Below are 23,332 nucleotides of genomic sequence, written 5' to 3'. Positions count from 1 at the left end.
ATGTTAATATTCCACATAATTGGGTTAATTTTGCAAAGTGACCTCCAAAAAAGGTTATCTAACTTTACATAAGTAAACACCACAAAGATGATTACACAAAAACCTACGTTTGAAGCCATTGAACCGGATTTTGGGCATTCCTTCACCTATCAAAGATTTGATGAGCACAGGGTGAACAAGAACAATGTTTGGCACTACCATCCAGAACTGGAATTGGTCTATGTAAACGGCGGTTCTGGTAAACGGCAAATAGGAAGCCATGTTTCGTATTATACCGATGGCGACCTTATATTAATAGGTAGTAACCTGCCCCATTGCGGATTTACCGATGCACTTACGGGAAACACAAGCGAAACGGTCGTACAAATGAAGCTCGATTTTTTGGGAACCGACTTTTTCACCATTCCTGAAATGAAGAAAATCAAAAAACTTTTTGAAATCGCCAGTGGTGGAATCGCCTTTTATGGAAAAACCAAAAGAAAAATAGGCGATAAAATGGAAGTGCTGGAATACCAAACCGATTTCCAGCGCCTTTTGAGCATTTTGAACATCCTGAACGAGTTGGGAGGTTCACAAGAAATGAAACTTCTAAATGCGGATGGTTTTTCGTTGGCTACCGATGTCAAGGACAATGACCGGATCAATATCGTCTTCAATCATGTAAAAAACAACTTTAAGGAGGAGATTACCTTGGAGGAAATCTCATCCATGGTAAGTATGACCATTCCATCCTTCTGCAGATACTTCAAAAAGCTGACCAATAAAACCTTTGTCCAATTTGTAAACGAGTACCGATTGGTGCATGCATCTAAACTATTGGCGGAAAAACCCATGAGTATCACGGAAGTCTGTTTTGAATGTGGTTTCAACAACTTTTCCCACTTTAACAAGTCGTTCAAAGCGTTTACAGGACAAAACCCCAGTGAATACAGGAATGAGCTAAAAGCCGTGTTGGTCTAATGCCTGAAGAAAAGAATTTTAAACAATTGGATTTGCCCGATTGTGACATACGATATTATCCTAATTTTTTTTCTCAAGAGGTTGCTGATGCCTATTTTGAAAAGCTAAGGACCAAAACACATTGGCAACAGGATGACATAAAGGTTTTCGGAAAAGTGTATGCCCAGCCAAGACTTACGGCTTTATACGCAAACAATGACAAACCCTACTCCTATTCCAACATTACCATGTGGCCAAATGTGTTTAACGGGGTTCTCCTGGAAATTAAATCGGAAATAGAAAAGTATGTTCCTAACGAATTTACCACCTGCCTTTTAAATCTATATAGAGACGGAAGGGATAGTAATGGTTGGCACGCAGATAATGAAAAGGAACTAGGCATAAACCCTGTAATTGCTTCCGTAAGTTTGGGAGTGGAACGTATGTTCCATCTCAAACACAATACAAACCCATTAGCAAAGCACAAAATGATATTGGAGCATGGCAGTTTGTTAGTGATGCAGGGTGAGACCCAACATACTTGGAAGCATCAGGTTCCAAAAACGGCAAAGCCGGTAGGGGAACGGATAAACCTGACGTTTAGGATAATCAAATAAAAAAAATCGGTCGTTAGAACCGATTTTTTATGCCTTTTTGTAGTCCGACCATCTTTATTACCAGGGCACACCAATAATAATCTGCTTGTCGGGATTCTACGTTAGCAACATATTTTCAAAGGTCATGCCAAACTCTTTTTACTCTAAGCTTTGTATATTTGTATTGTTATGACAAAAGAATTTACAGAAAGGGAACTGGACCGAATCATAGAAATGGCCTGGGAGGACAGAACCCCTTTTGAAGCCATAACCTTTCAGTTTGGTATCAGCGAACAGGAAACCATAGAGATCATGCGAAGGGAAATGAAGCCCAGCAGTTTTCGAATGTGGCGGAAAAGGGTTCAAGGAAGAGCTACCAAGCACAGAAATTTACGCGAAAATGTTTCCGGAAGGTTCAAGTGCTCCCGACAGAAAAATATCAGCGGGAACAAGATTTCAAAAAGATAGTTTAGTTCTATTTGAAAATATCATTCAGCACCGCAGCCAACCGTATGCCCCCTTTTAATAATTGGTTTTCAACCGTACCCCACCATCTATAACTATATTGATACCCCAGTTTCTCCCCAACTTCCACGGAATCATAAACCTCATTGGTGATTTCCTGGGTTTCCTCGATCCAATCATAAATATCGCCCTGCTGAATTTGTTTTACTTGCTGCTTGGTAAGCTTTGGTAGGGAGTTTGAAAGTTCGGTAAAACTCATACCATAATCATCGATCATATTGGAATCCCATACCCGATGCAGGTTACTGCCCCTTCCAAACCACTGTAATTGGATGTCGTTCCCTCCTTTGTCTTCCAGCCGACCAATATGCATGGGCTGATGCAAATCCCCAATGAGGTGTACCAAAAACTTTAGGTAGAATGCCTTGTCCTCCTTGGAACTTTCCGTTGCGGTGATTATTTCGATGCATTTGTTGATTCCAATAACCAGATCGCCATATTCACTGGGTTCCACATCCTTGTAATCCTTATCGGCTGGAAAATTGACATAATGCCAAGCACTGAATTCACTGTATTTTCTATCGGCCTTTATTTCATCGGCAAAATTGGAGACCGATGCCAAACTTTGTCCGTCCAATAGTTCCCCTATCGCCTTCCGTGTCTTTCTACTTAAATACTCTTGGGCTACATCACCTATGACCCGATGACCAGTTTTTGACCAGATTTCATCATTAGCAAAGGAACATTGAACTATAAGTAGGAAAATCAGTGTAAGTTTCTTCATGGAAAAGGTTTTGGACAAAAATAGGACAACAAGTTTTAAGGTATTGTTAAAACTCAGGTCAGCTTAAATATTAATAGGAACTTGCGCATATGCAAAAAATAAAAAGGATACTTAGTAAAATCAAACCACCTCTTCTCAGGTATTTCACCGTGGGAATCGTTGGGCTCCTTTTATTACTGATAGTTTTTGTAGGCACCATATACATAGGTGCCTGGGGGAAAATCCCCAATAAACAGGAACTCTCCAATTTCCAGTATCAAGTAGCCTCCGAGGTGTTTACGGCCGATAGTGTATTGATAGGAAAATACTACCTCAACGACCGACAACCTATTACTTTTAAAGACTTCCCGGAACACCTGATACAGGCCTTAATATCCATTGAGGACCAGCGCTTTTACGAGCATTCCGGCGTGGACTACCCAAGTCTGTTCAGGGTGGGTCTAAAGACCATACTTATGGGGGACGAATCGTCCGGAGGAGGAAGTACCATCAGTCAGCAATTGGCGAAAAACCTGTATCCTAGGAGGGACAGGAAGCAAACAAATATCGTGGTCGATAAAATCAAAGAAATGATTATTGCCGGTAGATTAGAGGATATCTACGATAAAAACGAAATACTTACCCATTACCTCAACACAGTTTCCTTTGGCGACAACACCTTTGGCATTGAAAGTGCGGCTTTAAAATTTTTCAATACAAGAACAAAAAATCTTACTGTGGCGCAGGCCGCCACCTTGGTCGGGATGCTCAAGGCCACATACGGTTACAACCCTAGGATATTCCCGGAAAAAAGTAAGGAACGTAGGAATTTGGTATTGTTCACGATGGTAAACAACGGTTTTTTGGAGCAAGCCGAATATGATTCTTTAAAAATAACAGAAATCGAGTTGGATTATAGGGATTACGATTATAATTCGGGGCTTGCCCCTTATTTCAGGGAAGAAGTGCGAAAACAATTATTGGAATGGACCAAAAAACTAAATGAGAAAGGCGAGTCATATAATATTTACACATCGGGCCTAAAAGTATATACCACCCTAAATTATAAAATGCAACAATTGGCGGAGCAGAGTATGGTAGAGCATATGGGTAAGCTACAAAGGGACTTTGAAAAAAGCTATGGAAAAAACGCACCATGGCTTATCAATAAAAATCTTATTAAAACAGTGGCAAGAAGAAGTCCGGCATATCAAAACCTTAAAAAAATTGGCCTAAGCGATGATGATATTTTTGACAGCCTGCAACGAACCAAACGAAAAATGATTTTAAAATCATGGGATGAAGAAGAGGAACGGGAACTAAGTATCATGGACAGCATACAGCACTTCATGAAGTTTTTAAACACAGGCTCCATATCCCTTGATCCCAAAACCGGTGAAGTACTGACCTGGATCGGCGGGGTGGATTTTAAACAGTTCAAATATGACCATATATCCCAAAGCAAACGTCAAGTTGGTTCTACCTTTAAACCTATCGTCTACACGGCAGCCTTGGAACGGGGAATTGAACCTTGTACTTATTTTTCCGCGGAAGAAGTTGCGTATGAAAATTTGGAAGGTTGGTCCCCAAGTAATTCAGGAGATAAGGATGAAGCCTACCTCAACTATTCCATGGAGGAAGGACTTAGCAAATCCGTAAATACCATTGCGGTTAAGGTTATGGAAAAAACAGGTATCGATGAAGTACTTGACCTTGCGAAAAAAATGGGAATTGAGGAAGTACTCCCAATGGAACCCTCCATTGCCTTGGGTACAGGGGAAATAAAAATGACCGAATTAGCAAAAGCTTATACAAGCTATTTAAACGAAGGTAGGTCGGTAGAACCTTTTCTTATAAAATATATTACCACAAAAAATGATTCCCTTTTGGCAACATTTGAACCTAGAAAAAGTGAAAATGCCGCATTTTCTGCGGAAAACGGACAAATTATGTTGGAAATGATGAAATCGACCATAAATTCCGGGACCGCCTCACGGATTCGGTCTACCTATAAATTGCCCAATGACATTGCGGGAAAGACAGGAACCACCCAAAACAATAAGGATGCTTGGTTTGTAGCCCTTTCCCCAAACCTACTGCATATAACCTGGGTAGGTTTGGACAACCATGAAATTGGGTTCAGAAATACATCGATCGGCCAAGGTGCCAATGCGGCATTGCCCATGTACGCCCTATTATTGCAAAAAATGAACAAGGACGAACAATTCAACTACATAACCCGAGCAAGATTTCCCGCACCAAGCGATCGGGTTCAAGAAATGTTGGATTGTGAACCGATAAAAAGGGATGGCTTCTTCAAAAGACTTTTCAAAAACCCGAATAAGAAAAAGACCCGAAAATTTAAAAGTCAGAACTAATATCCTCATTTTCTGGTAAGTTTTAATTTTTTATTGATATATTTATGATATCATTTTAATATCATATACCATGTCAAACGAAAAAAACTATAGCCCGATCAATGGCTACGTGATGATTTTAGTTGTTCTAGGGCTTATTATAGGCGGTGTTGCCCTATTGAGAATTTACTTGGGTATTTTTTTGATTCTTTTGGGAGTTATAAGTCTCGCCGGATTTGTTCTGGTCAACCCCAATGGTTCAAGGGTATTGTTGCTATTCGGAAAATACGTTGGGACCATAAAAAAGAATGGCTTTTTTTGGGTAAATCCTTTTTTCACCAAGAAAAAGATTTCGTTACGGGCAAGTAATTTCGATAGCGAGCGATTAAAGGTCAACGACAAACTAGGGAATCCCATTATGATTAGCACAATTTTGGTATGGCGGGTAACGAACACCTACAAGGCCGCATTTGATGTGGACGATTATCAAAACTTTGTTAGGGTACAGACCGATGCCGCCGTACGGAAATTGGCCAGTATGTATCCCTATGACAACTTTGCCGATGAAGGTTTGGACGAGGATATCACCCTGCGGTCAAGCGTGAACGAAGTAAGCGAAGCCCTAGAGGCCGAGGTCCAGGAACGTCTTGCCATGGCCGGTATCGAGGTGTTGGAGGCACGTATCGGTTACCTGGCCTACGCCCAGGAAATTGCCAATGCCATGCTAAAAAGACAACAGGCAACGGCCATTGTAGCGGCAAGGCACAAAATCGTGGAAGGGGCGGTAAGCATGGTAGAAATGGCTTTGCACGAGTTGAGCAAAAAGGAATTGGTAGATTTGGACGAGGAACGCAAAGCGGCCATGGTAAGTAATTTGATGGTTGTATTGTGTTCCGATAAAGATGCATCTCCCATTGTCAATGCAGGTACTTTAAACCATTGATATGCGTTTTTTTAAGGAAACACAGCGATTTGACCAGTGGTGGCTTCACCTGCTGAATTTGATTGTTCTGGGTATTTCGGTTTTCTCCACATATAAAGCCTTTGCCACCAAAAATTTGGATACCCCAGAAAGAAATATCCTAATTTTGACCTTTATAACCGTTTTGATTGTTCTCGGTGTGGTTTATTCCATAAGGCTTACAACCCAAATAGATGAAAAGGGCATTCATTTTAGATTTTTTCCTTTTCAAATAAACTATAAGGTTATTCTTTGGACCGATATGGATAAGTGCTATACTAAAACGTATAGCCCTATTAAAGAATTCGGTGGATGGGGCTACAGGGGTATCGGCCGAAAGAAAAAAGCGTATAACATACGTGGCAACAAGGGTATACAAATTGCGCTTAAAACAGGAAACATGCTCTTAATTGGCACCCAAAGACCCAAGGAAGCACAACAAACCATCAACAGATATTTAAAGGAAGATGAAAGAATATAAGGTAGTCAGTTGGACCGTAGGCCTCACCAATAACAACCAACGGCTGGAGGACACATTGAACGAATATGGCAGACAGGGATGGAAGGCCATAGATTTGGACCATGATCGGAACCGTATCGTATTCGAAAGGGACAGAAACCGATAAATAATGAAATTTCGTATTTCATTACTACCATAACAGAGGGAGAGGAAACACGACTATGGGTAAGAAAAAAGCGTTTGCATTGCGGGTCAGTGAAGACATGTTGAAGGCCATTGAAAAATGGGCCGCGGATGAATTCCGCAGCACTAATGGCCAAATTGAATGGATGTTGATGAAAAGTCTGAAAGATGCCAAAAGAGAACCCAAAAACAAAAAGGAATAGTCTTTTAAGGTTTTTTTAACGGAACAAAACTCTAACTTTGTTGGTTAAAGTTTCCAATCCAAAATGACCAAATTAATCAGTATTGTAGTACTGTTTCTTGCAGGCTGTTCCCTTTACGCTCAAATACCTGAAAAATCCTTTACCGTAAAATATACCACTGAAAAAATCCTTTTGGATGGTGTTTTGGACGAGCCTGTATGGACCTTTGCCCAAAGCGCAGGGGAATTTCAACAGTATTTTCCATCGGATAAGGTCCCAGCTCAGTATCAAACGGATATCCGTATGCTCACCGATGATACTACGTTATACATTGGTATGACCGTGCATACACCCGGCCCAAATTACATAATACCCTCCCTGGAACGGGATTTTAGGGCGAGTGGCAATGATAACATCAGTTTGGTATTTGACACTTTTAATGATGGTACCAATGCCTTTTTGTTTGGAATCAATCCCTACGGCGTTAGAAGGGAAGTACTTATATCTGGGGGCGGACAGGATGTTGAAAGCGGTTTCACGACTTCATGGGACGTCAAATGGAAGGCCGAAACCAAAATCTATGATAAGTACTACACTGCAGAAATAGCCATACCCCTGACCTCCCTAAAATTCGCCGAAGGAGAAACCAAATGGCGATTCCAGAGCTACCGGTTTGATATGCAATCCAATGAGCGTAGCAATTGGTTTGTCATCCCTCAAAACCAAAGTGTGATCAATTTGGCCTTCATGGGAGATATGTATTTTGAAAAACCCTTGGGTAGGTCCAGAACACCTGTGGCACTGATTCCTTACATCAATGCCATATCCGATAAGGATTTTACTACGGACGAAACTAACAACAAACTTAAAGTAGGGGGCGATGCTAAAATTGCCATTGGTAACGGTATGAACTTGGATGTCACCATCAATCCGGATTTTTCAAATGTGGAGGTGGATGCTATTATCACCAACTTGACCCGTTTTGAGGTTTCCCTGCCCGAAAGGCGGCAATTTTTTATAGACAACAACGACCTCTTTGGAAGCTTTGGAAGTATAAGGCATTCCAATCCCTTCTTTTCTAGACGAATAGGCATTGCAACGGATCGACTTGGAAACTCCGTTCAGAACGATATCTTAGGTGGACTCCGCCTAAGTGGAAAACTGAACAAAAACCTACGGTTGGGCTTTTTGGATATCCAAACGGCCAAAAATGAGGATCAGGAGGTAGCATCCAACAATAATCTAATGTTGGCCCTACAGCATAAGGTATTTGCCCGTTCCAATATTGGCATGTTCTTCATAAATAGACAGGCTTTTGGAGATGAACCCTTCGCTACTGCGGATGAAGAATACAACCGAGTTTTGGGTTTGGACTATTATTTAGCGAGTGCGGATAACGTTTGGTCCGGAAAGTACTATCTGCATAAATCCTTTCAGCCAGGTGATACGGAAGGAAATATATCGGCAGGAGCATTATTGAGCTATAATTCAAGATACTGGAATTCCTTTGTTGATCTTGCGTATATCAATGAGGATTTTCAGTCAGACCTAGGTTTTATACCAAGGACGGATATCGTGAAAACGGTAGGTTCGGTACAACGCTTGTTTTGGCCAAAAAATGGAAACATCAACAACCATGGAGTTGAAGTATTTGGTATTTCAAATTGGAGAACCTCATTGGATTATCAGTTGGCAGACTATGATGTACGTGGCCGATACAATTTTATACTCAAGGACTTTACGGAGTTTGGTGCGGAATATTCTACCAGCTATGTATACCTCTTTGAACCCTTTGATCCTACGGGTACGGAAGGTGCCGTTGAACTGCCAGGAAACCAAGAATACAGGTTTGGCACCTTTACCATGGGATATCAATCCAATTTGGCCAACGTTTTTGCCTTTGAAGGCGAAACCTCCATTGGTAATTTTTTTAATGGGCAACGGTTTTCGATTGGTGGTGAGGCTACGCTGAGACTTCAGCCCAAAGTAAGGATAAGCCTCAATGTGAATTATGATAAAATTAGCTTACCTGACCCCTATCCAAGTGCAAATCTTTGGTTGGTAAGTCCCAGGTTTGGCTTTACTTTCAGTAAGTCCGTTTTTTGGACAACACTCTTTCAGTATAGTAATCAAAGGGATAATCTTGGAATTAATTCTAGGTTACAATGGCGTTTTGCACCACTATCCGACCTTTTTATAGTTTACAATGATAACTATGCGGTAAATCAGTTTGAGCCCAAATACAGGTCCATAAACCTTAAATTCACCTATTGGTTAAATATTTAAAACCAGAAGTCAAAAGCAATGCCCCATAAGCTCCATCAACAAAAAATTACATTTACCCCTTTCTTAGCATATCATTTGTTGGTGCTCTGCCTGTTCTCTCATTTTTTGGGGAAGGCCCAGGCAGAAAAAAAATCCTTCACTGTAAAATTTACTACCGAAAAAATAATGGCGGACGGAATTTTGGACGAAAGTGCTTGGGAAACAGCCGAAAGTGCTAAAGATTATTGGGAATATTTTCCATTGGATTCCGTTCAAGCCCGAAAGCAATCCGAAATAAAAATTCTTTATGATGACAAAAATTTGTATGTAGGTATTAAGGCCTATTCTAGCGGAAAAAATTATGCTACCCAATCACTTCAACGGGATTTTAGAGGTAGTGGAAGTGATAGTTTCTCCCTTGTTTTTGACACCTTTAACGATGGCACCAATGCTTTTTTATTTGGGATAAACCCTTATGGCGTTCGCCGTGAAGCACTGATTGCAAACGGCGGCGCCGGCGAGGATGACTTTACACTTTCTTGGGACGTAAAGTGGAAAGGGGATGCCAAAATATATGACGACTACTTCACCGCTGAAATGATCATTCCCCTTACCTCCTTAAAATTCGAGGAGGGTGGTACCAAATGGCGCTTTAATAGCTATCGCATTGAAACTCAATCTAACGAACGTAGTACCTGGACAAGGATACCTCAAAATCAGCTCATTTATAATCTTGCCTTTATGGGTGACATCCTTTTTGAGAAGCCTCTTGGCAAATCTAGAACCCCTTTCGCGATTATACCATACGTAAACGGAATTAACGCCAGGGACTTTGACAATAATGAAAATCTGGATAATTTTAAAGTAGGTGCAGATGCCAAGATTTCTATAGGCAACAGTTTAAATCTTGACCTTACATTAAATCCAGATTTTTCTACTGTAGAAGTAGATAATTTCATCACCAACCTAACCCGTTTTGAAATTGCATTGCCGGAGCGCCGTCAATTTTTCATAGATAACAATGATCTTTTTGCAAGTTTTGGCAACGGCTTTGATTTTAGTCCATTTTTCTCAAGACGTATTGGCATCGCGAGGGACACCGTAGGGAATACCATTGAAAATAATATAATTGGTGGCGTTCGCCTAAGTGGCAAGCTAACCAATGATACCAGGATTGGCTTGCTGAACATCCAGACGGCAGAGGATTTGGATAATAGGATCCCATCGAATAATAATACTATGTTGGCAGTTCAGCAGCGTGTTTTCTCACGGTCCAACATTGGTGTTTTTTTTATCAACAAGGAATCTTTCAAAAATTATGATTTTGTAGATCGGGAAGATGAATACAATCGCGTTGTAGGTGTTGATTATAACTTGGCCTCTAAGGATAACACATGGAATGGATCGTTCATCACCCACAAATCCTTTCAACCGGACGATAATGTGGGAAACTTTGCCTCAAGCGCGTTGATTCGATATAACACAAGAAAACTCAACGTATTTGCAAAAGGAACCTTTATAGATGAAGATTTTCGTTCAGATTTAGGCTTTGTGCGAAGAACAGATCTTTTTAAAACACTCCTAAGCTTGGAACGGGTTTTCTGGCCAAGAAAAGGAATTGTCCAAAACCACGCGCTTAGGTCTTTTACCAATATACGCTGGAGCCCCAGCATGGATTTTAAAAATACGGATTATGACCTTCAATACAGTTATGAAGTTCAATTCAATAATCAATCGCAGGCGCGAATAGAATACACAAATACTTACACCTTCCTGTTCGATTCTTTTGACCCGACACGCACTGAAGGGGCGGTACCCCTCCCAGCTGATCAAAATTATCATTACAATAGCGTCCAAGCCGGGTATAGGTCTGATCAGCGAAAGCTTTTTTCTTATGATATCCGGTCCACATTGGGTCATTTTTTTAATGGAAACCGATTTTCTATGGAAGGTTCGATGACCATGCGGTTTCAACCTAAAGCGTCCATCTCACTTCAGTTTAATTATGACCAAATAGACCTCCCCGAACCCTATTCAAGTGCCAATATATGGTTGGTAAGCCCAAGAATGGACCTTACCTTTAGCAAATCCATCTTCTGGTCCACGTTGGTCCAATACAGCAACCAACGGGATAACTTGGGCATCAATTCTAGATTACAATGGCGGTTTGCTCCACTTTCCGATCTATTCATTGTTTATAATGACAATTATTCGGTAAATGTATTTGCCCCAAGATTCCGATCTATCAACCTGAAACTTTCATATTGGCTGAATATTTAATATGAAATACAAATTACTCTGCTCAGACCTGGATGGCACACTTCTCTCGACTAAAAGTGATGTTTCAGCATACACCATTGCTCAGATCAATAGAATAAAGCAAAGCACCCGAATCATTCTTGTATCTGCCAGAATGCCCAACGGTATGTACTATATCCAGAGAGACCTGGGAATCTTGGACCAACCCATTGTTTGTTATAATGGCGCACTGGTCCTGGATGGTACCAAGGAACTACTATCCGTGACCGTTCCATTGAAGGTCGTTCAGCAAATCCATGAAGTATGTGAAGGTTTTAAAACGGATATGGGCCTATACGCATTTGATGAATGGCATGTACCCAAAGCATCGGAAAGGGTCGAGAAAGAAATAAAATACACCAAGACGAACCCGGTTTTTAAATCGACCTTACGAACGTTGGAGGAATGGGAAGGAAGAAAAATCGGAGCACATAAGGTTATGCTTATGGGGACCAAAGCCTCTGCGGATCAATTAATGCCCTTACTTAACAAGAAATTTGGAAATGAAGTTAATTTGTACCGTTCCAACGACACACTCATAGAAATTGCACCTAAATCCGTGTCCAAACTTACGGCCATACAAAAACTAATGGGTCCCGGGGAAGCCCTGCAGGATGTCATTGCCTTTGGAGACAATTTTAATGATATAGATATGTTAAGCAACGTTGGTTGGGGCGTGGCGGTCTCCAATGCCAGGGAAGAAGTGAAACAAATAGCCCAATCCATTACCTCAAGTAATACAGAACACGGAGTTGCCCTATATATTGAACAACATCTACTTATTTAAGTATATTTGGTTTCAAAGGAAAACCTAGCAATATGGACAACCCCGTCAACCAGCCATTGATCGTAAACGATACTGTAGTTTTTGGTCTTTTGGCCCTCGCCCTTGGTTTTATATTTTATACCTCCAGTTTAAAAACTGGTTTTTGGACAAAATTCTATTCCATTGTTCCAGCAGTACTCATGTGTTATTTATTGCCGGCGTTGATGGCAAGTGCGGGATTGATATCGGACGATACCTCAAACCTATATTTTATGGCCAGTAGGTATCTCTTGCCCGCCGCCTTGGTATTAATGACGCTTAGTATTGACCTAAAAGCCATAAGCAACTTGGGTTCAAAGGCCCTGATCATGTTTTTGACAGGAAGTTTCGGAATCATTATTGGAGGTCCAATTGCTATATTATTGGTTTCTTTTATTTCTCCGGAAACCGTTGGGGGGAATGATTTCGATGCCGTTTGGCGGGGATTGGCCACCATTGCGGGTAGTTGGATCGGTGGGGGGGCTAATCAGGCTGCAATGCTCGAAATTTTCAAATACAATCCTGAAAAATATGGAGGAATGGTTCTTATTGATATCGTAGTAGCCAATATTTGGATGGCCATTATTCTTTTGGGTGTAGGTAAAACAAAAAGAATCGATAAATGGCTCAAGGCAGACAACTCGGCCATTGAGACCTTAAAAGTTAAAGTAACCCAGTTCACTGAAAAAATCACAAGGGTACCTACGCTCCAAGATTATATGATCATGCTATGCCTGGCCTTTTCAGCAGTAGGCCTTTCACATTTTTTAGGGGATTATATAAGTGAGTACCTGAACCTAAACTTTGAAGCGGTCAGCGATAAAAAGAGTTTTCTCTCCTTTTTGGGATCCGGATTCTTTTGGATGGTGGTACTCGCAACCTGTGCGGGCATTGCCATGTCATTCACCAAGGCTAAAAATTATGAAGGTGCGGGAGCGAGTAAAATTGGCGGGGTTTTCATTTACATACTTGTGGCCACCATTGGTATGAAAATGGACCTTGGAAAGGTTTTGGAAAATCCGGGTCTCATCGCGATAGGTTTTGTTTGGATTAGCATTCACGCCTTGCTGCTTATCCTGGTGGCCAAACTCATAAAGGCCCCTTACTTCTTTTTGGCCGTAGGCAGCCAGGCCAATGTGGGTGGTGCGGCTTCGGCTCCCGTGGTAGCGGCGGAATTCCATCCCTCCTTAACATCGGTTGGTGTATTATTGGCTGTTTTAGGCTATGTGGTTGGTACGGCAGGGGCCTTATTTTGTGCGTACCTCATGGAGGTAGCCTCCAGTTTATAGTATTTATTTTTTGAATTGTATTTTTTTTAAAAATTTAATGATATTTGCCCCCTAAATTATTTGAATGAAAAAAGTAGCTTTTATCCTTACTATACTTTTAATAGTTTCTTGCGGAAGCGACAGAGAAGATAACTTGGTCGTAAATGGCAAGGTTCGAGGTTTAAAAAAAGGAACGCTCTATCTACAGCATTTGATGGACACTACCCTCATCACTGTAGATTCCCTAGAAATCGACGGAGACGGAACGTTTAGCCTTTCGGCCCAGTTGGAAAGTCCGGAAATATTTTATCTGTACTTGAATAAAAAGGACAACAACGCAATCAATGACCGGATTACCTTTTTTGCGGAACCGGGAACCATAACCATCAATACAGACTGGAACACTTTTGATACAACCGCAGAAATCAAGGGATCGCCTACACAGGAAAAGCTTGAAGAATACCAGAAGGCCTTATCCAACATCAATCTAAGGAATATGGAAATTATGCTCAAGGCTTCCCAATTGCAAGCAAACTCGGATCCAGCCACCATTGATTCCTTGGAAAGGATAGGAACCAGAAATACCCAAAGAGCATACGCCTATTCCATAAATTATGCGTTGAACAATAAGGATTCCTATATTGCTCCCTACATAGCGGTAAAAGAAATTCCAGATGCCAACCTTAAATATCTGGACTCCATATACAAGGGCCTTGCTCCAGAGGTTGCCAATTCCAAATACGGAAAGGACTTAAAACAATTATTGGAAGAGAATGAATAAAAAAAGCATCCTTTAAGGATGCTTTTTTATTTAAGTTAGAAGAAACTTATTCAGCCATGTTGTTCAATTGGTCGACCAATTTATTGGCCTTAGTTTCAAGTTCCGTCCTAATACCATTGAAATGGGCCCTTTTGTTTTCGACACCATCTTGGTTCACCTTGGAGATTAACTCATCAAACGTTTCGATAGCACCATCGATAATGGCAGTTCCTTCTTTTGAGGAACCTCCTCCATTAGTGGCTTCTACTATATATACCCCTTCAATAATATCACCCAGGACGTTATTTATATCCTTTTTTAAATTTCTAATACTTGCCATATTTTATATTTTGAACAAAAGTACAATTAAACCATTGAATATGTATACTGCCTAAATAGTTACTTCCAGTAATTTGGCACCCTCCGTATCTATAATTATTTTTTGTGACATGGCCGCAATCAAGGTCGTTTCGCCTTTTTGTAGGCTTACTTTTCCAAACTCGTTTTCAATAAGAGCCCTACCGTCCACACACATATAGATTGTAAAGGAATCCCTATTATTGGTATCGATAGTAAAGTTCTTGTCCAATTCCAAAAAATTTGTTTTGAAATACGGACAGTCTACCATGGTATTGACCGAGTTCATTTTTTTCGAATAGCCCACCTTAAAATCATCTTTCTTCTTGTAATCTATGGCTTCCAATGCCAGTTCAGTATGCAATTCCCTTAAGTTTCCTTCCTTGTCCTTTCTGTTAAAATCAAATACACGATAGGTAATATCTGAAGTTTGCTGTATTTCCGCTAGTAAAACCCCAGCACCTATGGCATGGATTTTACCCGTATTGATGAAAAATGTATCCCCTTCATGTACTTTTTCATGATGCAACAACTCCAGCAAGGTATCGTTTGTCAAACTTTGCCTGTAATCCGTTTTTGAAACATCCTTGTTAAAGCCTACGACAAGTTCGGCCCCGGGATCGGCGTCCATAATGTACCACATCTCCGTTTTACCGAAAGAATTATGTCTTTCCTTTGCCAATGCATCATTAGGGTGCACCTGTATGGAAAGATCCTGTTTGGCATCAATGAATTTGATAAGTATTGGAAATTCCGTTCCAAATCTATCCACCACGCTCTTGCCCAATAATTCTACTGGATATTTGTCAATTAGTTCCTGTAGAGAAGTACTTGCCAGTTCACCGTTCGAAACGATTGAAATATCATCTTTAACTGTAGAAAGTTCCCAACTTTCCCCTGTTATTTCACTCGTGCTTGGCTTTCCAAAAAGGTCCTTTAGTTTGGTTCCTCCCCAAAGTCGTTCTTTGAGTATCGGGTTAAATTTTAAGGGGTATAAATTCATTTTTTGTTTATAAACATGTCATTTACCTAACGGAAGCAATAACTATAATATTTCAAACAATTGGAAATATCTAATTAGTGCAAAAACGGATAATCGATCAATTGTCAAGATATTTGGCCATTAACCACTGTAGGTGACAAAATTTCGGGGGGTTTCATATAGCACAACCTCCAATTCCTTATTGTTTTCAATACTGGGCCTTAGCTTGTTCCAAATAACGACGGCAATATTTTCAGCAGTTGGATTTAATTCTTGGAATTCAGGTACTTCCTTGTTCAAGTTTTTGTGGTCGAACGCATCTTCTATCTTTTCCTTGATAAGATCTTTCAACACCTTTACATCCATTACAAAACCCGTTTCCGGGTCGATTTCACCGGTAACACTAACGATCAATTCATAATTGTGCCCATGAAAGTTGGGGTTGTTACATTTTCCAAAGACTTCCCAGTTTTTGGAATCTTCCCAATCCGGCCTATAAAGCCTATGGGCCGCATTAAAATGTGCCTTTCTGCTTACCTTAACTCTCATTTTCTACCAGATTATCGATTAAGTGCTGATAAAATTTTTCAAATATTATTTTGAACCAAGCCGTATAGTTTTCCGGGTGCACCTCCATATCCAATTTGATGGCCTTGGGAGTCATCCATTTCCAATCTTCAACTTCATCCTTATTGATATTTGGAACATCATTGAAATATCCGATCATTACATGATCAAGTTCATGCTCCGTCAACCCATTATCAAAAGGCGCTTTGTAGATAAATGAAAAAAGTTCCTTTAAATCGGTTTCAAAACCCATTTCCTCTTGAAGCCTTCGCTTACCTGCTTCCAAATTGGCCTCCCCTACCCTTTGATGACTACAGCAGGTGTTAGTCCATAGCAACGGGGAATGGTATTTATGGGCCGCCCTTTGTTGCAACATGATCTCATTTTTGTCATTGAGGACAAAAACGGAAAAAGCCCGGTGCAACTCGGCCTTTTCATGGGCTTCCATTTTAGGCATGGTTCCCCTTGGAATATCGTTTTTGTCTACGAGAATTACTTCTTCTTCCTTCATCACGTAAAAATAAGGCCTTTGGGCAATTTTAATCGAAGGCTTTATGAAAAAAATAAGAAATGAGTCATCAAAAGTCGTGATGCCCACCAAGATTTCCAGATAGCTATCGGGATAGCGAATTACATCTGACCTATGAAAAACAATAAAATAAACAGATGAAAGAATGAATGAAAAAATAATTCTTAAAAGAACCTTGGTGATTTTAGGTTGTTTTTAATGGATATAAAATCATATCGAAGTATGACCTCGAAAGAACCATCATTGAATGCGGCACTTCCCAACTCCGTGGTTTCCCTATCGTAAGCGAGTCCTATCAAGAAGTTGCCATTAACATTAAAACCTACCATCCCACTAAAGGCAGCATCCCAACGATAGGCCGCCCCTAAAATGAATCGTTCATTTAGCATAAAATTGGCCGAAAGATCGACCTGCAAAGGAGCGCCTTGTACGACCTTGGTAAGCAAGGTTGGTTTAAATTTCAACATAGGGTTTAAATCCCATACATAACCGGTTATGAAGTAAAAATTCATTTGTTCCTTGGCTGTACTCAATGAAGATTCCTGAAAATGGGAGGTCTCCAAAATTCTGGGAACCGAAAGTCCGGCATAGAATTTATCGGTATGATAATATACCCCAGCACCTACATTGGGAGAAAGTCTGTTGTCTATATCCTGCTGAAGGGTTTGGTCCGTCGTAAACTGGTTGAGTTCCGAAAAACGAATATCCAATAAATTGGCACTTGCCTTCAAACCGAAACTCAACCGACTTTCCTCCGCTAATGTCAACGTATAGGAAAAATCGACATCAAAATTTGTTTCAGAAGTTGGACCTATTCTATCGTTTACAATAGAAAGTCCCAAACCTACTCCCTTATAACCAATGGGTGAATGGATATTGAATGTTTGCGTAGTGGGTGCGCCCTCCAGACCCAACCATTGGGATCGGTGTAACGCTGCAATACTTACTTGCCCCCTAGAACCCGCATAACCAGGGTTCACGCTTACCGTATTGTACATATATTGGGTATACTGGGCATCCTGTTGCGCAAACAATGATGTTCCGGCCCAAAAGACTACAAGGATGCATAGAACTTTAATTAAAAAGTCACTGTTCGGTTTTAAAAATTTTATGTCTAACATCCTTCTATCTATTAATATATATATACCCTGAAAGCTGTTTCATAGTACCGTTGGGCTCCTCGTAATCCAAGATGTAGAAATACGTTCCAACCGGCAGTTTGTTGCTCTGATCAACGGTCACCCTACCTTGGGAAGTTCCGTCAAAAACATTGCCCTCCGTATTGTAGGCCCTTGTGGTAAAGACGGATACGCCCCATCTGTTGTAAATCCTGATAGTATTGTTCGGATAATTTTCCAGACCATCGATTCGCAGTACATCATGAACACCGTCGCCGTTAGGTGTGATAACGTTAAAGACTTCTATCTGTTCCGATAGTTCGCCCAAATCGGAATCCAAATAGTTTGGCGTACCGTCGCCGTCCGAATCATCATTGCTATAATCACCGTCACCGTTCAAATCCTCATCGATGGTCTCTATGCCATCATCATCGTCATCGGTATCCCTGTAATCGGATTCCAGATCACTATCCGTATTGGGTAATTGGCCATAAGGATCATCAAGCTCATCGTTCACATCGATATCATTGACATTGCTTCCTTCGTAGCCGTCGTCCAGACCGTCTCCATCCTGATCGGACCCGAACAAGGTGAAATCTGCTATACCATCATGGTTCTGATCGTGCGCTTCGATGCTATCGGGTACGTTATCATTGTCACTGTCCTCATCCAAATAATCAGGAAGGCTATCGCCATCGGTATCTATCGGGAACAGTCCAATATTACCACCACCTTCATAAGCATCGTCCACACCGTTTCCATTGGCATCGGTACCGCTAGGAGCAATATAACCAGAGGTTGTCTGTGCCTCCACATTATCGGGAATACCATCATTATCGCTATCGATGTCTAGATAATCCGGGTAGCCGTCCAAATCCGTATCAGTCGGATTTGTTGCGGGATCGTTGTCCGCATCCAAGTTAAGGTCCTCAAAACTATCGAGTATGCCGTCGTTATCACTATCCAAATCGGTATTGGACGGACTCACGATCATGGTAATCGTTGACGTACTACAGTTTCCTGCATCGTCACATAGTGTATATTCGAAAGCATCCGAACCTATAAAATCATTGTTGGGGAAATAAGTAATAGTATCGTCCGATGGATCATTGGGCGTACCATTATCATCAATGGTAGCAGATCCGTTTGTTGGCTGTGTAATACTGAAGGTTCCTATTGTTGGTATATCGTTATCGTTCAACGTCCACTCATCGATGACCCTAATTTCGTTCACCAAAATGGCAATACTATCGTCAAAAGTATCAACAATAGGCAGCACATCTATACTCACGGTCGCCGTACTACAGTCGCCAAAACTATTGCAGATTGTGTAATCAAAACTGTCCGCACCATTAAAATCTGGGTTCGGGGTATAGGTTAACACATCGTCCAATGGATTATTGGGTGTGCCATTGTCATCTATGGTGATTGTACCGTTGGATGGTGAAGTCGTGGTCAAAGTACCCGGATTGGGTAAATCCGAATCATTTGCATAGATATCCACAATGACCGATGTATCCTCATCCAGGGAGACAACATCGTCTACCAAGGTCGCTGCCTGCGGCAAACAAACAACGGTAAAGTTGGGCAAGGCAAAATCATTACCAGCTTTGGTCACCGTTGCCGTATACCTAACTACTGCATCCGTAGCAGTAACGGTAGGCCTTGTGGGGTCTCCACTTACTGCGGGAGACCAGCTAACCGTAGCCCCTCCGCTTACGTTGTTGGTGATATCCAGGGTTACCTGATTATCCGGGTTATTACAATCTGTAACGATGAAATAACCAGTGGCATTAGATCCACAAAGCGTACCATCATAGGTGGCAAAGTAAATACCAGGTGCGGTTACTTCGTAGAAAAAATCCGTTCCCAAAACGGTACCGGTATCCGAAGCCTCGTACCAGCGATAATTGTTTTCATCGGTGGAATTGGGTGCCTGTAGTAAAAACTGGGCATTGGATACCAATATCCCGAACATTGTAAAAACAAGGCCCAGGAGTATGGATTTATATTGATTGATTTTTTTCAAACCGATATGGGTCTTTATCTGATTACTTTACTACGAATACCACGTTGATCAAAGAGTTGTAATCCGGAGGTGTACCAATTACATCGTATTGCATGTTACCGTTCGCATCAATAAAATCGATGTTCAAAACTGCCGGATCTGCAAAGGTCACGTAGTAATATAGTTCTGTTCTACCATAGGTTGGAACAGTCCCTGGTGCACCCGCACTCGCCGTAAAGTTTGCAGCCGAACCTCCGTACTGGTCTAAATATTCCTGATAAAGGTCCACCGTTACATTATTCACTAAAACGGAAGCATCAATTGCTATAGATGGTGGATAGAAAATCCTAGCTGCTTTTGAGGTTATAGGTGCAATAGCCTGAATTACATCTTCTACAGTATCATCTGTAACCCCGTCACCGTCTACATCCACAGGAGTATCGGAATCCACTTCAGAAGCTAATTGGTCGTCCGTGCCCACCAAACTCGATAGGTCGACCGTGGCCGAGGTTCCGCCCTCGATGTCTATCTGTAACTGGTTGCTGCCGTTCAGGGTAGCTCCCGTTAAATTCTGGTCGTCCGTGCTGCCCGCGGCAAGTTCCGACAAAGCGCCCTCTACGTCAGTTGCCGTAAAGTTGCCGCCAGCGTCCGTAATGTTAACCTCGGAAGCCGTCTGGTCGTCAGTGCCGACAAGTCCGGATAAATCAACTGTCTCGGAAGTACCTCCCTCGATGCCGATAGTAAGTTCGTTCGTAGCGCCGTTAAAGCTGGAACCGCTTATGTTCTGGTCGTCTGTGCCCACCAAACTCGATAGGTCGACCGTGGCCGAGGTTCCGCCCTCGATGTCTATCTGTAACTGGTTGCTGCCGTTCAGGGTAGCTCCCGTTAAATTCTGGTCGTCCGTGCTGCCCGCGGCAAGTTCCGACAAAGCGCCCTCTACGTCAGTTGCCGTAAAGTTGCCGCCAGCGTCCGTAATGTTAACCTCGGAAGCCGTCTGGTCGTCAGTGCCGACAAGTCCGGATAAATCAACTGTCTCGGAGGTACCTCCCTCGATGCCTATGGTAAGTTCGTTCGTAGCGCCGTTGAAACTCGAACCACTGATATTCTGATCGTCGGTACCTACTAAACTCGATAGGTCAACGGTGGCCGAGGTTCCGCCCTCGATATCTATCTGTAACTGGTTGCTGCCGTTCAGGGTAGCTCCCGTCAGGTTCTGGTCATCTGTGCTGCCTGCCGCAAGTTCCGACAAAGCGCCCTCTACGTCAGTAGCGGTGAAATTGCCTCCGGCATCCGTAATGTTAACCTCGGAAGCCGTCTGGTCGTCCGTGCCCACCAAACTCGATAGGTCAACAGTGGCAGAGGTTCCGCCCTCGATATCTATCTGTAACTGGTTGCTGCCGTTCAAAGTAGCCCCTGTTAGGTTCTGATCGTCGGTGCTTCCAGCAGCGACCTCGTCGATGGCCGACTGCACGTCACCTGCCGTTAGACCCGAAGTGGAGTTGTCATAGGTCACCTCACCGGCCGTCTGGTCGTCCGTGCCGACAAGTCCGGATAAATCCACAGTCTCGGAAGTACCTCCCTCGATGCCGATGGTAAGTTCGTTCGTAGCGCCGTTAAAACTGGAACCGCTTATGTTCTGGTCGTCGGTGCCTACCAAACTTGATAGGTCAACAGTGGCCGAAGTCCCGCCCTCGATATCAATCTGTAACTGGTTGCTGCCGTTCAGGGTAGCTCCCGTAAGGTTCTGGTCGTCGGTGCTTCCAGCAGCTACCTCGTCGATGGCCGACTGCACGTCACCTGCCGTTAGACCCGAAGTGGAGTTGTCATAGGTCACCTCACCGGCCGTCTGGTCGTCCGTGCCGACAAGTCCGGATAAATCCACAGTCTCGGAAGTACCTCCCTCGATGCCGATGGTAAGTTCGTTCGTAGCGCCGTTAAAACTGGAACCGCTTATGTTCTGGTCGTCGGTGCCTACCAAACTTGATAGGTCAACAGTGGCCGAAGTCCCGCCCTCGATATCAATCTGTAACTGGTTGCTGCCGTTCAGGGTAGCTCCCGTAAGGTTCTGGTCGTCGGTGCTTCCAGCAGCTACCTCGTCGATGGCCGACTGCACGTCACCTGCCGTTAGACCCGAAGTGGAGTTGTCATAGGTCACCTCACCGGCCGTCTGGTCGTCCGTGCCCACAAGTCCGGATAAATCAACTGTCTCGGAAGTACCTCCCTCGATGCCGATTGTAAGTTCGTTCGTAGCGCCGTTGAAACTCGAACCACTGATATTCTGGTCGTCGGTTCCGGTACCATCTTGAAGTCCCGACAGATCAATTACAGGATCTATTTGGTTTGGAACGTTCAATGTAAGGTCGGTACCTGATAAAGAACCTCCAGTAACGAAGTCGTTCCCATCTGAACCACCTGCAAGTACAAGCGCATCTATACGTGCATCAATTTCTTCGAGTACTCCCTCTACCTGGTTATTTGCGAAGTTTCCTCCTACATCTGCAACGGTTACTTCAGCTGCTGTCTGGTCGTCTGTGCCGATAAGTCCGGATAAATCCACAGTCTCGGAAGTACCTCCCTCGATGCCGATGGTAAGTTCGTTCGTAGCGCCGTTAAAGCTGGAACCGCTTATGTTCTGGTCGTCTGTGCCCACCAAACTCGATAGGTCGACAGTGGCCGAGGTTCCGCCCTCGATATCTATCTGTAACTGGTTGCTGCCGTTCAAAGTGGCCCCTGTTAGGTTCTGGTCGTCGGTGCTACCCGCAGCAAGTTCCGACAAAGCACCCTCTACGTCAGTAGCCGTGAAATTGCCTCCGGCATCCGCGATATTCACCTCGGAGGCCGTCTGGTCGTCTGTACCTACTAAACTTGATAGGTCGACCGTGGCCGAGGTTCCGCCCTCGATATCTATCTGTAACTGGTTGCTGCCGTTCAGTGTAGCTCCCGTTAAATTCTGGTCGTCGGTGCTTCCAGCGGCAACCTCGTCGATTGCAGACTGTACGTCACCTGCCGTTAGACCCGAAGTGGAGTTGTCATAGGTCACCTCCGAAGCCGTCTGGTCGTCCGTGCCGACAAGTCCGGATAAATCAACTGTCTCGGAAGTACCTCCCTCGATGCCGATGGTAAGTTCGTTCGTAGCGCCGTTAAAGCTGGAACCGCTTATGTTCTGGTCGTCGGTGCCTACCAAACTTGATAGGTCGACCGTGGCCGAAGTCCCGCCCTCGATATCAATCTGTAACTGGTTGCTGCCGTTCAGTGTAGCTCCCGTAAGGTTCTGATCGTCGGTGCTTCCAGCGGCGACCTCGTCGATTGCAGACTGTACGTCACCTGCCGTTAGGCCGGAGGTAGAGTTGTCATAGGTCACCTCGCCTGCCGTCTGGTCGTCCGTACCCACCAAACTCGATAGGTCGACCGTGGCCGAGGTTCCGCCCTCGATATCTATCTGTAACTGGTTGCTGCCGTTCAGTGTAGC

General features: G+C 42.9%; 21 protein-coding genes. 13 read left to right on the top strand and 8 right to left on the bottom strand.

Features of this window, described 5'->3' with window-relative positions; all coding sequences use genetic code 11:
• Positions 1-87: 87 nt before the first annotated feature.
• The 3 genes from DZC72_RS16290 (at position 88) to DZC72_RS16280 (ending at position 2,003) form a co-directional block, all read left to right on the top strand.
• Positions 88-960: an AraC family transcriptional regulator gene (locus tag DZC72_RS16290; protein ID WP_125223991.1), complete on the top strand. Its 873-nt coding sequence runs from the start codon at positions 88-90 to the stop codon at positions 958-960.
• Positions 960-1,556 (top strand): alpha-ketoglutarate-dependent dioxygenase AlkB family protein, encoded by a 597-nt coding sequence (locus tag DZC72_RS16285; protein ID WP_125223990.1) that lies wholly within the window; start codon positions 960-962, stop codon positions 1,554-1,556. The genes DZC72_RS16290 and DZC72_RS16285 overlap by 1 nt, the downstream gene beginning before the upstream one ends.
• Positions 1,557-1,724: 168 nt before the next feature.
• On the top strand, positions 1,725-2,003 hold the full coding sequence (locus DZC72_RS16280; RefSeq protein WP_125223989.1) for a TIGR03643 family protein: 279 nt from the start codon (positions 1,725-1,727) through the stop codon (positions 2,001-2,003).
• Between the two features lie 7 nt (positions 2,004-2,010).
• Here DZC72_RS16280 and DZC72_RS16275 read toward each other — a convergent pair whose 3' ends face one another.
• A complete protein-coding gene (locus DZC72_RS16275) occupies positions 2,011-2,784 on the bottom strand; it encodes a S1/P1 nuclease (RefSeq protein ID WP_125223988.1) in 774 nt (257 codons plus the stop codon).
• 89 nt (positions 2,785-2,873) lie between these two features.
• On the opposite strand from DZC72_RS16275, the gene DZC72_RS16270 reads away from it, so the two are divergent.
• The 10 genes from DZC72_RS16270 (at position 2,874) to DZC72_RS16225 (ending at position 14,323) form a co-directional block, all read left to right on the top strand.
• Positions 2,874-5,141, top strand: coding sequence for a transglycosylase domain-containing protein (locus tag DZC72_RS16270; protein ID WP_125223987.1), 2,268 nt, complete (start codon positions 2,874-2,876; stop codon positions 5,139-5,141).
• A 70-nt stretch (positions 5,142-5,211) separates the two neighbouring features.
• On the top strand, positions 5,212-6,063 hold the full coding sequence (locus DZC72_RS16265) for an SPFH domain-containing protein (protein ID WP_125223986.1): 852 nt from the start codon (positions 5,212-5,214) through the stop codon (positions 6,061-6,063).
• A 1-nt stretch (position 6,064) separates the two neighbouring features.
• The gene (locus DZC72_RS16260) at positions 6,065-6,562 is read left to right on the top strand and encodes a hypothetical protein (RefSeq protein WP_125223985.1); all 498 of its coding nucleotides are present in this window, start codon (positions 6,065-6,067) and stop codon (positions 6,560-6,562) included.
• The gene (locus DZC72_RS16255) at positions 6,549-6,707 is read left to right on the top strand and encodes a DUF4177 domain-containing protein (protein WP_125223984.1); all 159 of its coding nucleotides are present in this window, start codon (positions 6,549-6,551) and stop codon (positions 6,705-6,707) included. The genes DZC72_RS16260 and DZC72_RS16255 overlap by 14 nt, the downstream gene beginning before the upstream one ends.
• Positions 6,708-6,762: 55 nt before the next feature.
• Positions 6,763-6,927, top strand: a complete 165-nt coding sequence (locus tag DZC72_RS16250; RefSeq protein ID WP_125223983.1) for an Arc family DNA binding domain-containing protein — start codon at positions 6,763-6,765, stop codon at positions 6,925-6,927.
• Positions 6,928-6,990: 63 nt separating this feature from the next.
• Positions 6,991-9,192 carry a DUF5916 domain-containing protein gene (locus DZC72_RS16245; RefSeq protein ID WP_125223982.1) on the top strand — a complete coding sequence of 734 codons (2,202 nt, stop codon included), beginning with the start codon at positions 6,991-6,993 and terminating at the stop codon, positions 9,190-9,192.
• Between the two features lie 165 nt (positions 9,193-9,357).
• Positions 9,358-11,451, top strand: a complete 2,094-nt coding sequence (locus DZC72_RS16240; protein ID WP_243641766.1) for a DUF5916 domain-containing protein — start codon at positions 9,358-9,360, stop codon at positions 11,449-11,451.
• A 1-nt stretch (position 11,452) separates the two neighbouring features.
• On the top strand, positions 11,453-12,256 hold the full coding sequence (locus DZC72_RS16235) for a Cof-type HAD-IIB family hydrolase (protein ID WP_125223981.1): 804 nt from the start codon (positions 11,453-11,455) through the stop codon (positions 12,254-12,256).
• Between the two features lie 32 nt (positions 12,257-12,288).
• Positions 12,289-13,563, top strand: a complete 1,275-nt coding sequence (locus DZC72_RS16230; protein WP_125223980.1) for a DUF819 family protein — start codon at positions 12,289-12,291, stop codon at positions 13,561-13,563.
• Between the two features lie 64 nt (positions 13,564-13,627).
• Complete coding sequence (locus DZC72_RS16225) at positions 13,628-14,323, top strand: DUF4369 domain-containing protein (protein WP_125223979.1); 696 nt, start codon at positions 13,628-13,630, stop codon at positions 14,321-14,323.
• 46 nt (positions 14,324-14,369) lie between these two features.
• Here the strand turns inward: DZC72_RS16225 and DZC72_RS16220 are convergent, their stop codons facing one another.
• From DZC72_RS16220 to DZC72_RS17855, 7 genes are all read right to left on the bottom strand, one after another.
• Positions 14,370-14,642: a hypothetical protein gene (locus DZC72_RS16220; RefSeq protein ID WP_125223978.1), complete on the bottom strand. Its 273-nt coding sequence runs from the start codon at positions 14,640-14,642 to the stop codon at positions 14,370-14,372.
• Positions 14,643-14,693: 51 nt separating this feature from the next.
• A complete protein-coding gene (locus DZC72_RS16215) occupies positions 14,694-15,662 on the bottom strand; it encodes a type I phosphomannose isomerase catalytic subunit (protein WP_125223977.1) in 969 nt (322 codons plus the stop codon).
• A 120-nt stretch (positions 15,663-15,782) separates the two neighbouring features.
• Positions 15,783-16,190 carry a 6-pyruvoyl trahydropterin synthase family protein gene (locus tag DZC72_RS16210; RefSeq protein ID WP_125223976.1) on the bottom strand — a complete coding sequence of 136 codons (408 nt, stop codon included), beginning with the start codon at positions 16,188-16,190 and terminating at the stop codon, positions 15,783-15,785.
• Positions 16,180-16,719, bottom strand: coding sequence for an isopentenyl-diphosphate Delta-isomerase (gene idi / locus DZC72_RS16205; RefSeq protein ID WP_125223975.1), 540 nt, complete (start codon positions 16,717-16,719; stop codon positions 16,180-16,182). Before idi ends, DZC72_RS16210 begins: the two co-directional genes overlap by 11 nt.
• Positions 16,720-16,901: 182 nt before the next feature.
• The gene (locus DZC72_RS16200; RefSeq protein ID WP_125223974.1) at positions 16,902-17,858 is read right to left on the bottom strand and encodes a PorP/SprF family type IX secretion system membrane protein; all 957 of its coding nucleotides are present in this window, start codon (positions 17,856-17,858) and stop codon (positions 16,902-16,904) included.
• Positions 17,859-17,862: 4 nt separating this feature from the next.
• Positions 17,863-19,833, bottom strand: coding sequence for a T9SS type B sorting domain-containing protein (locus DZC72_RS16195; RefSeq protein WP_125224101.1), 1,971 nt, complete (start codon positions 19,831-19,833; stop codon positions 17,863-17,865).
• A 73-nt stretch (positions 19,834-19,906) separates the two neighbouring features.
• The coding region (locus DZC72_RS17855; protein WP_394340660.1) for a beta strand repeat-containing protein at positions 19,907-23,332 on the bottom strand (3,426 nt) is incomplete at its 5' end.

The sequence above is a fragment of the Maribacter algicola genome, from assembly GCF_003933245.1.
Classification (GTDB): domain Bacteria; phylum Bacteroidota; class Bacteroidia; order Flavobacteriales; family Flavobacteriaceae; genus Maribacter; species Maribacter algicola.
Note: the sequence above shows the minus strand (reverse complement) of the source record. Positions and strands in the feature narration are given on the sequence as shown.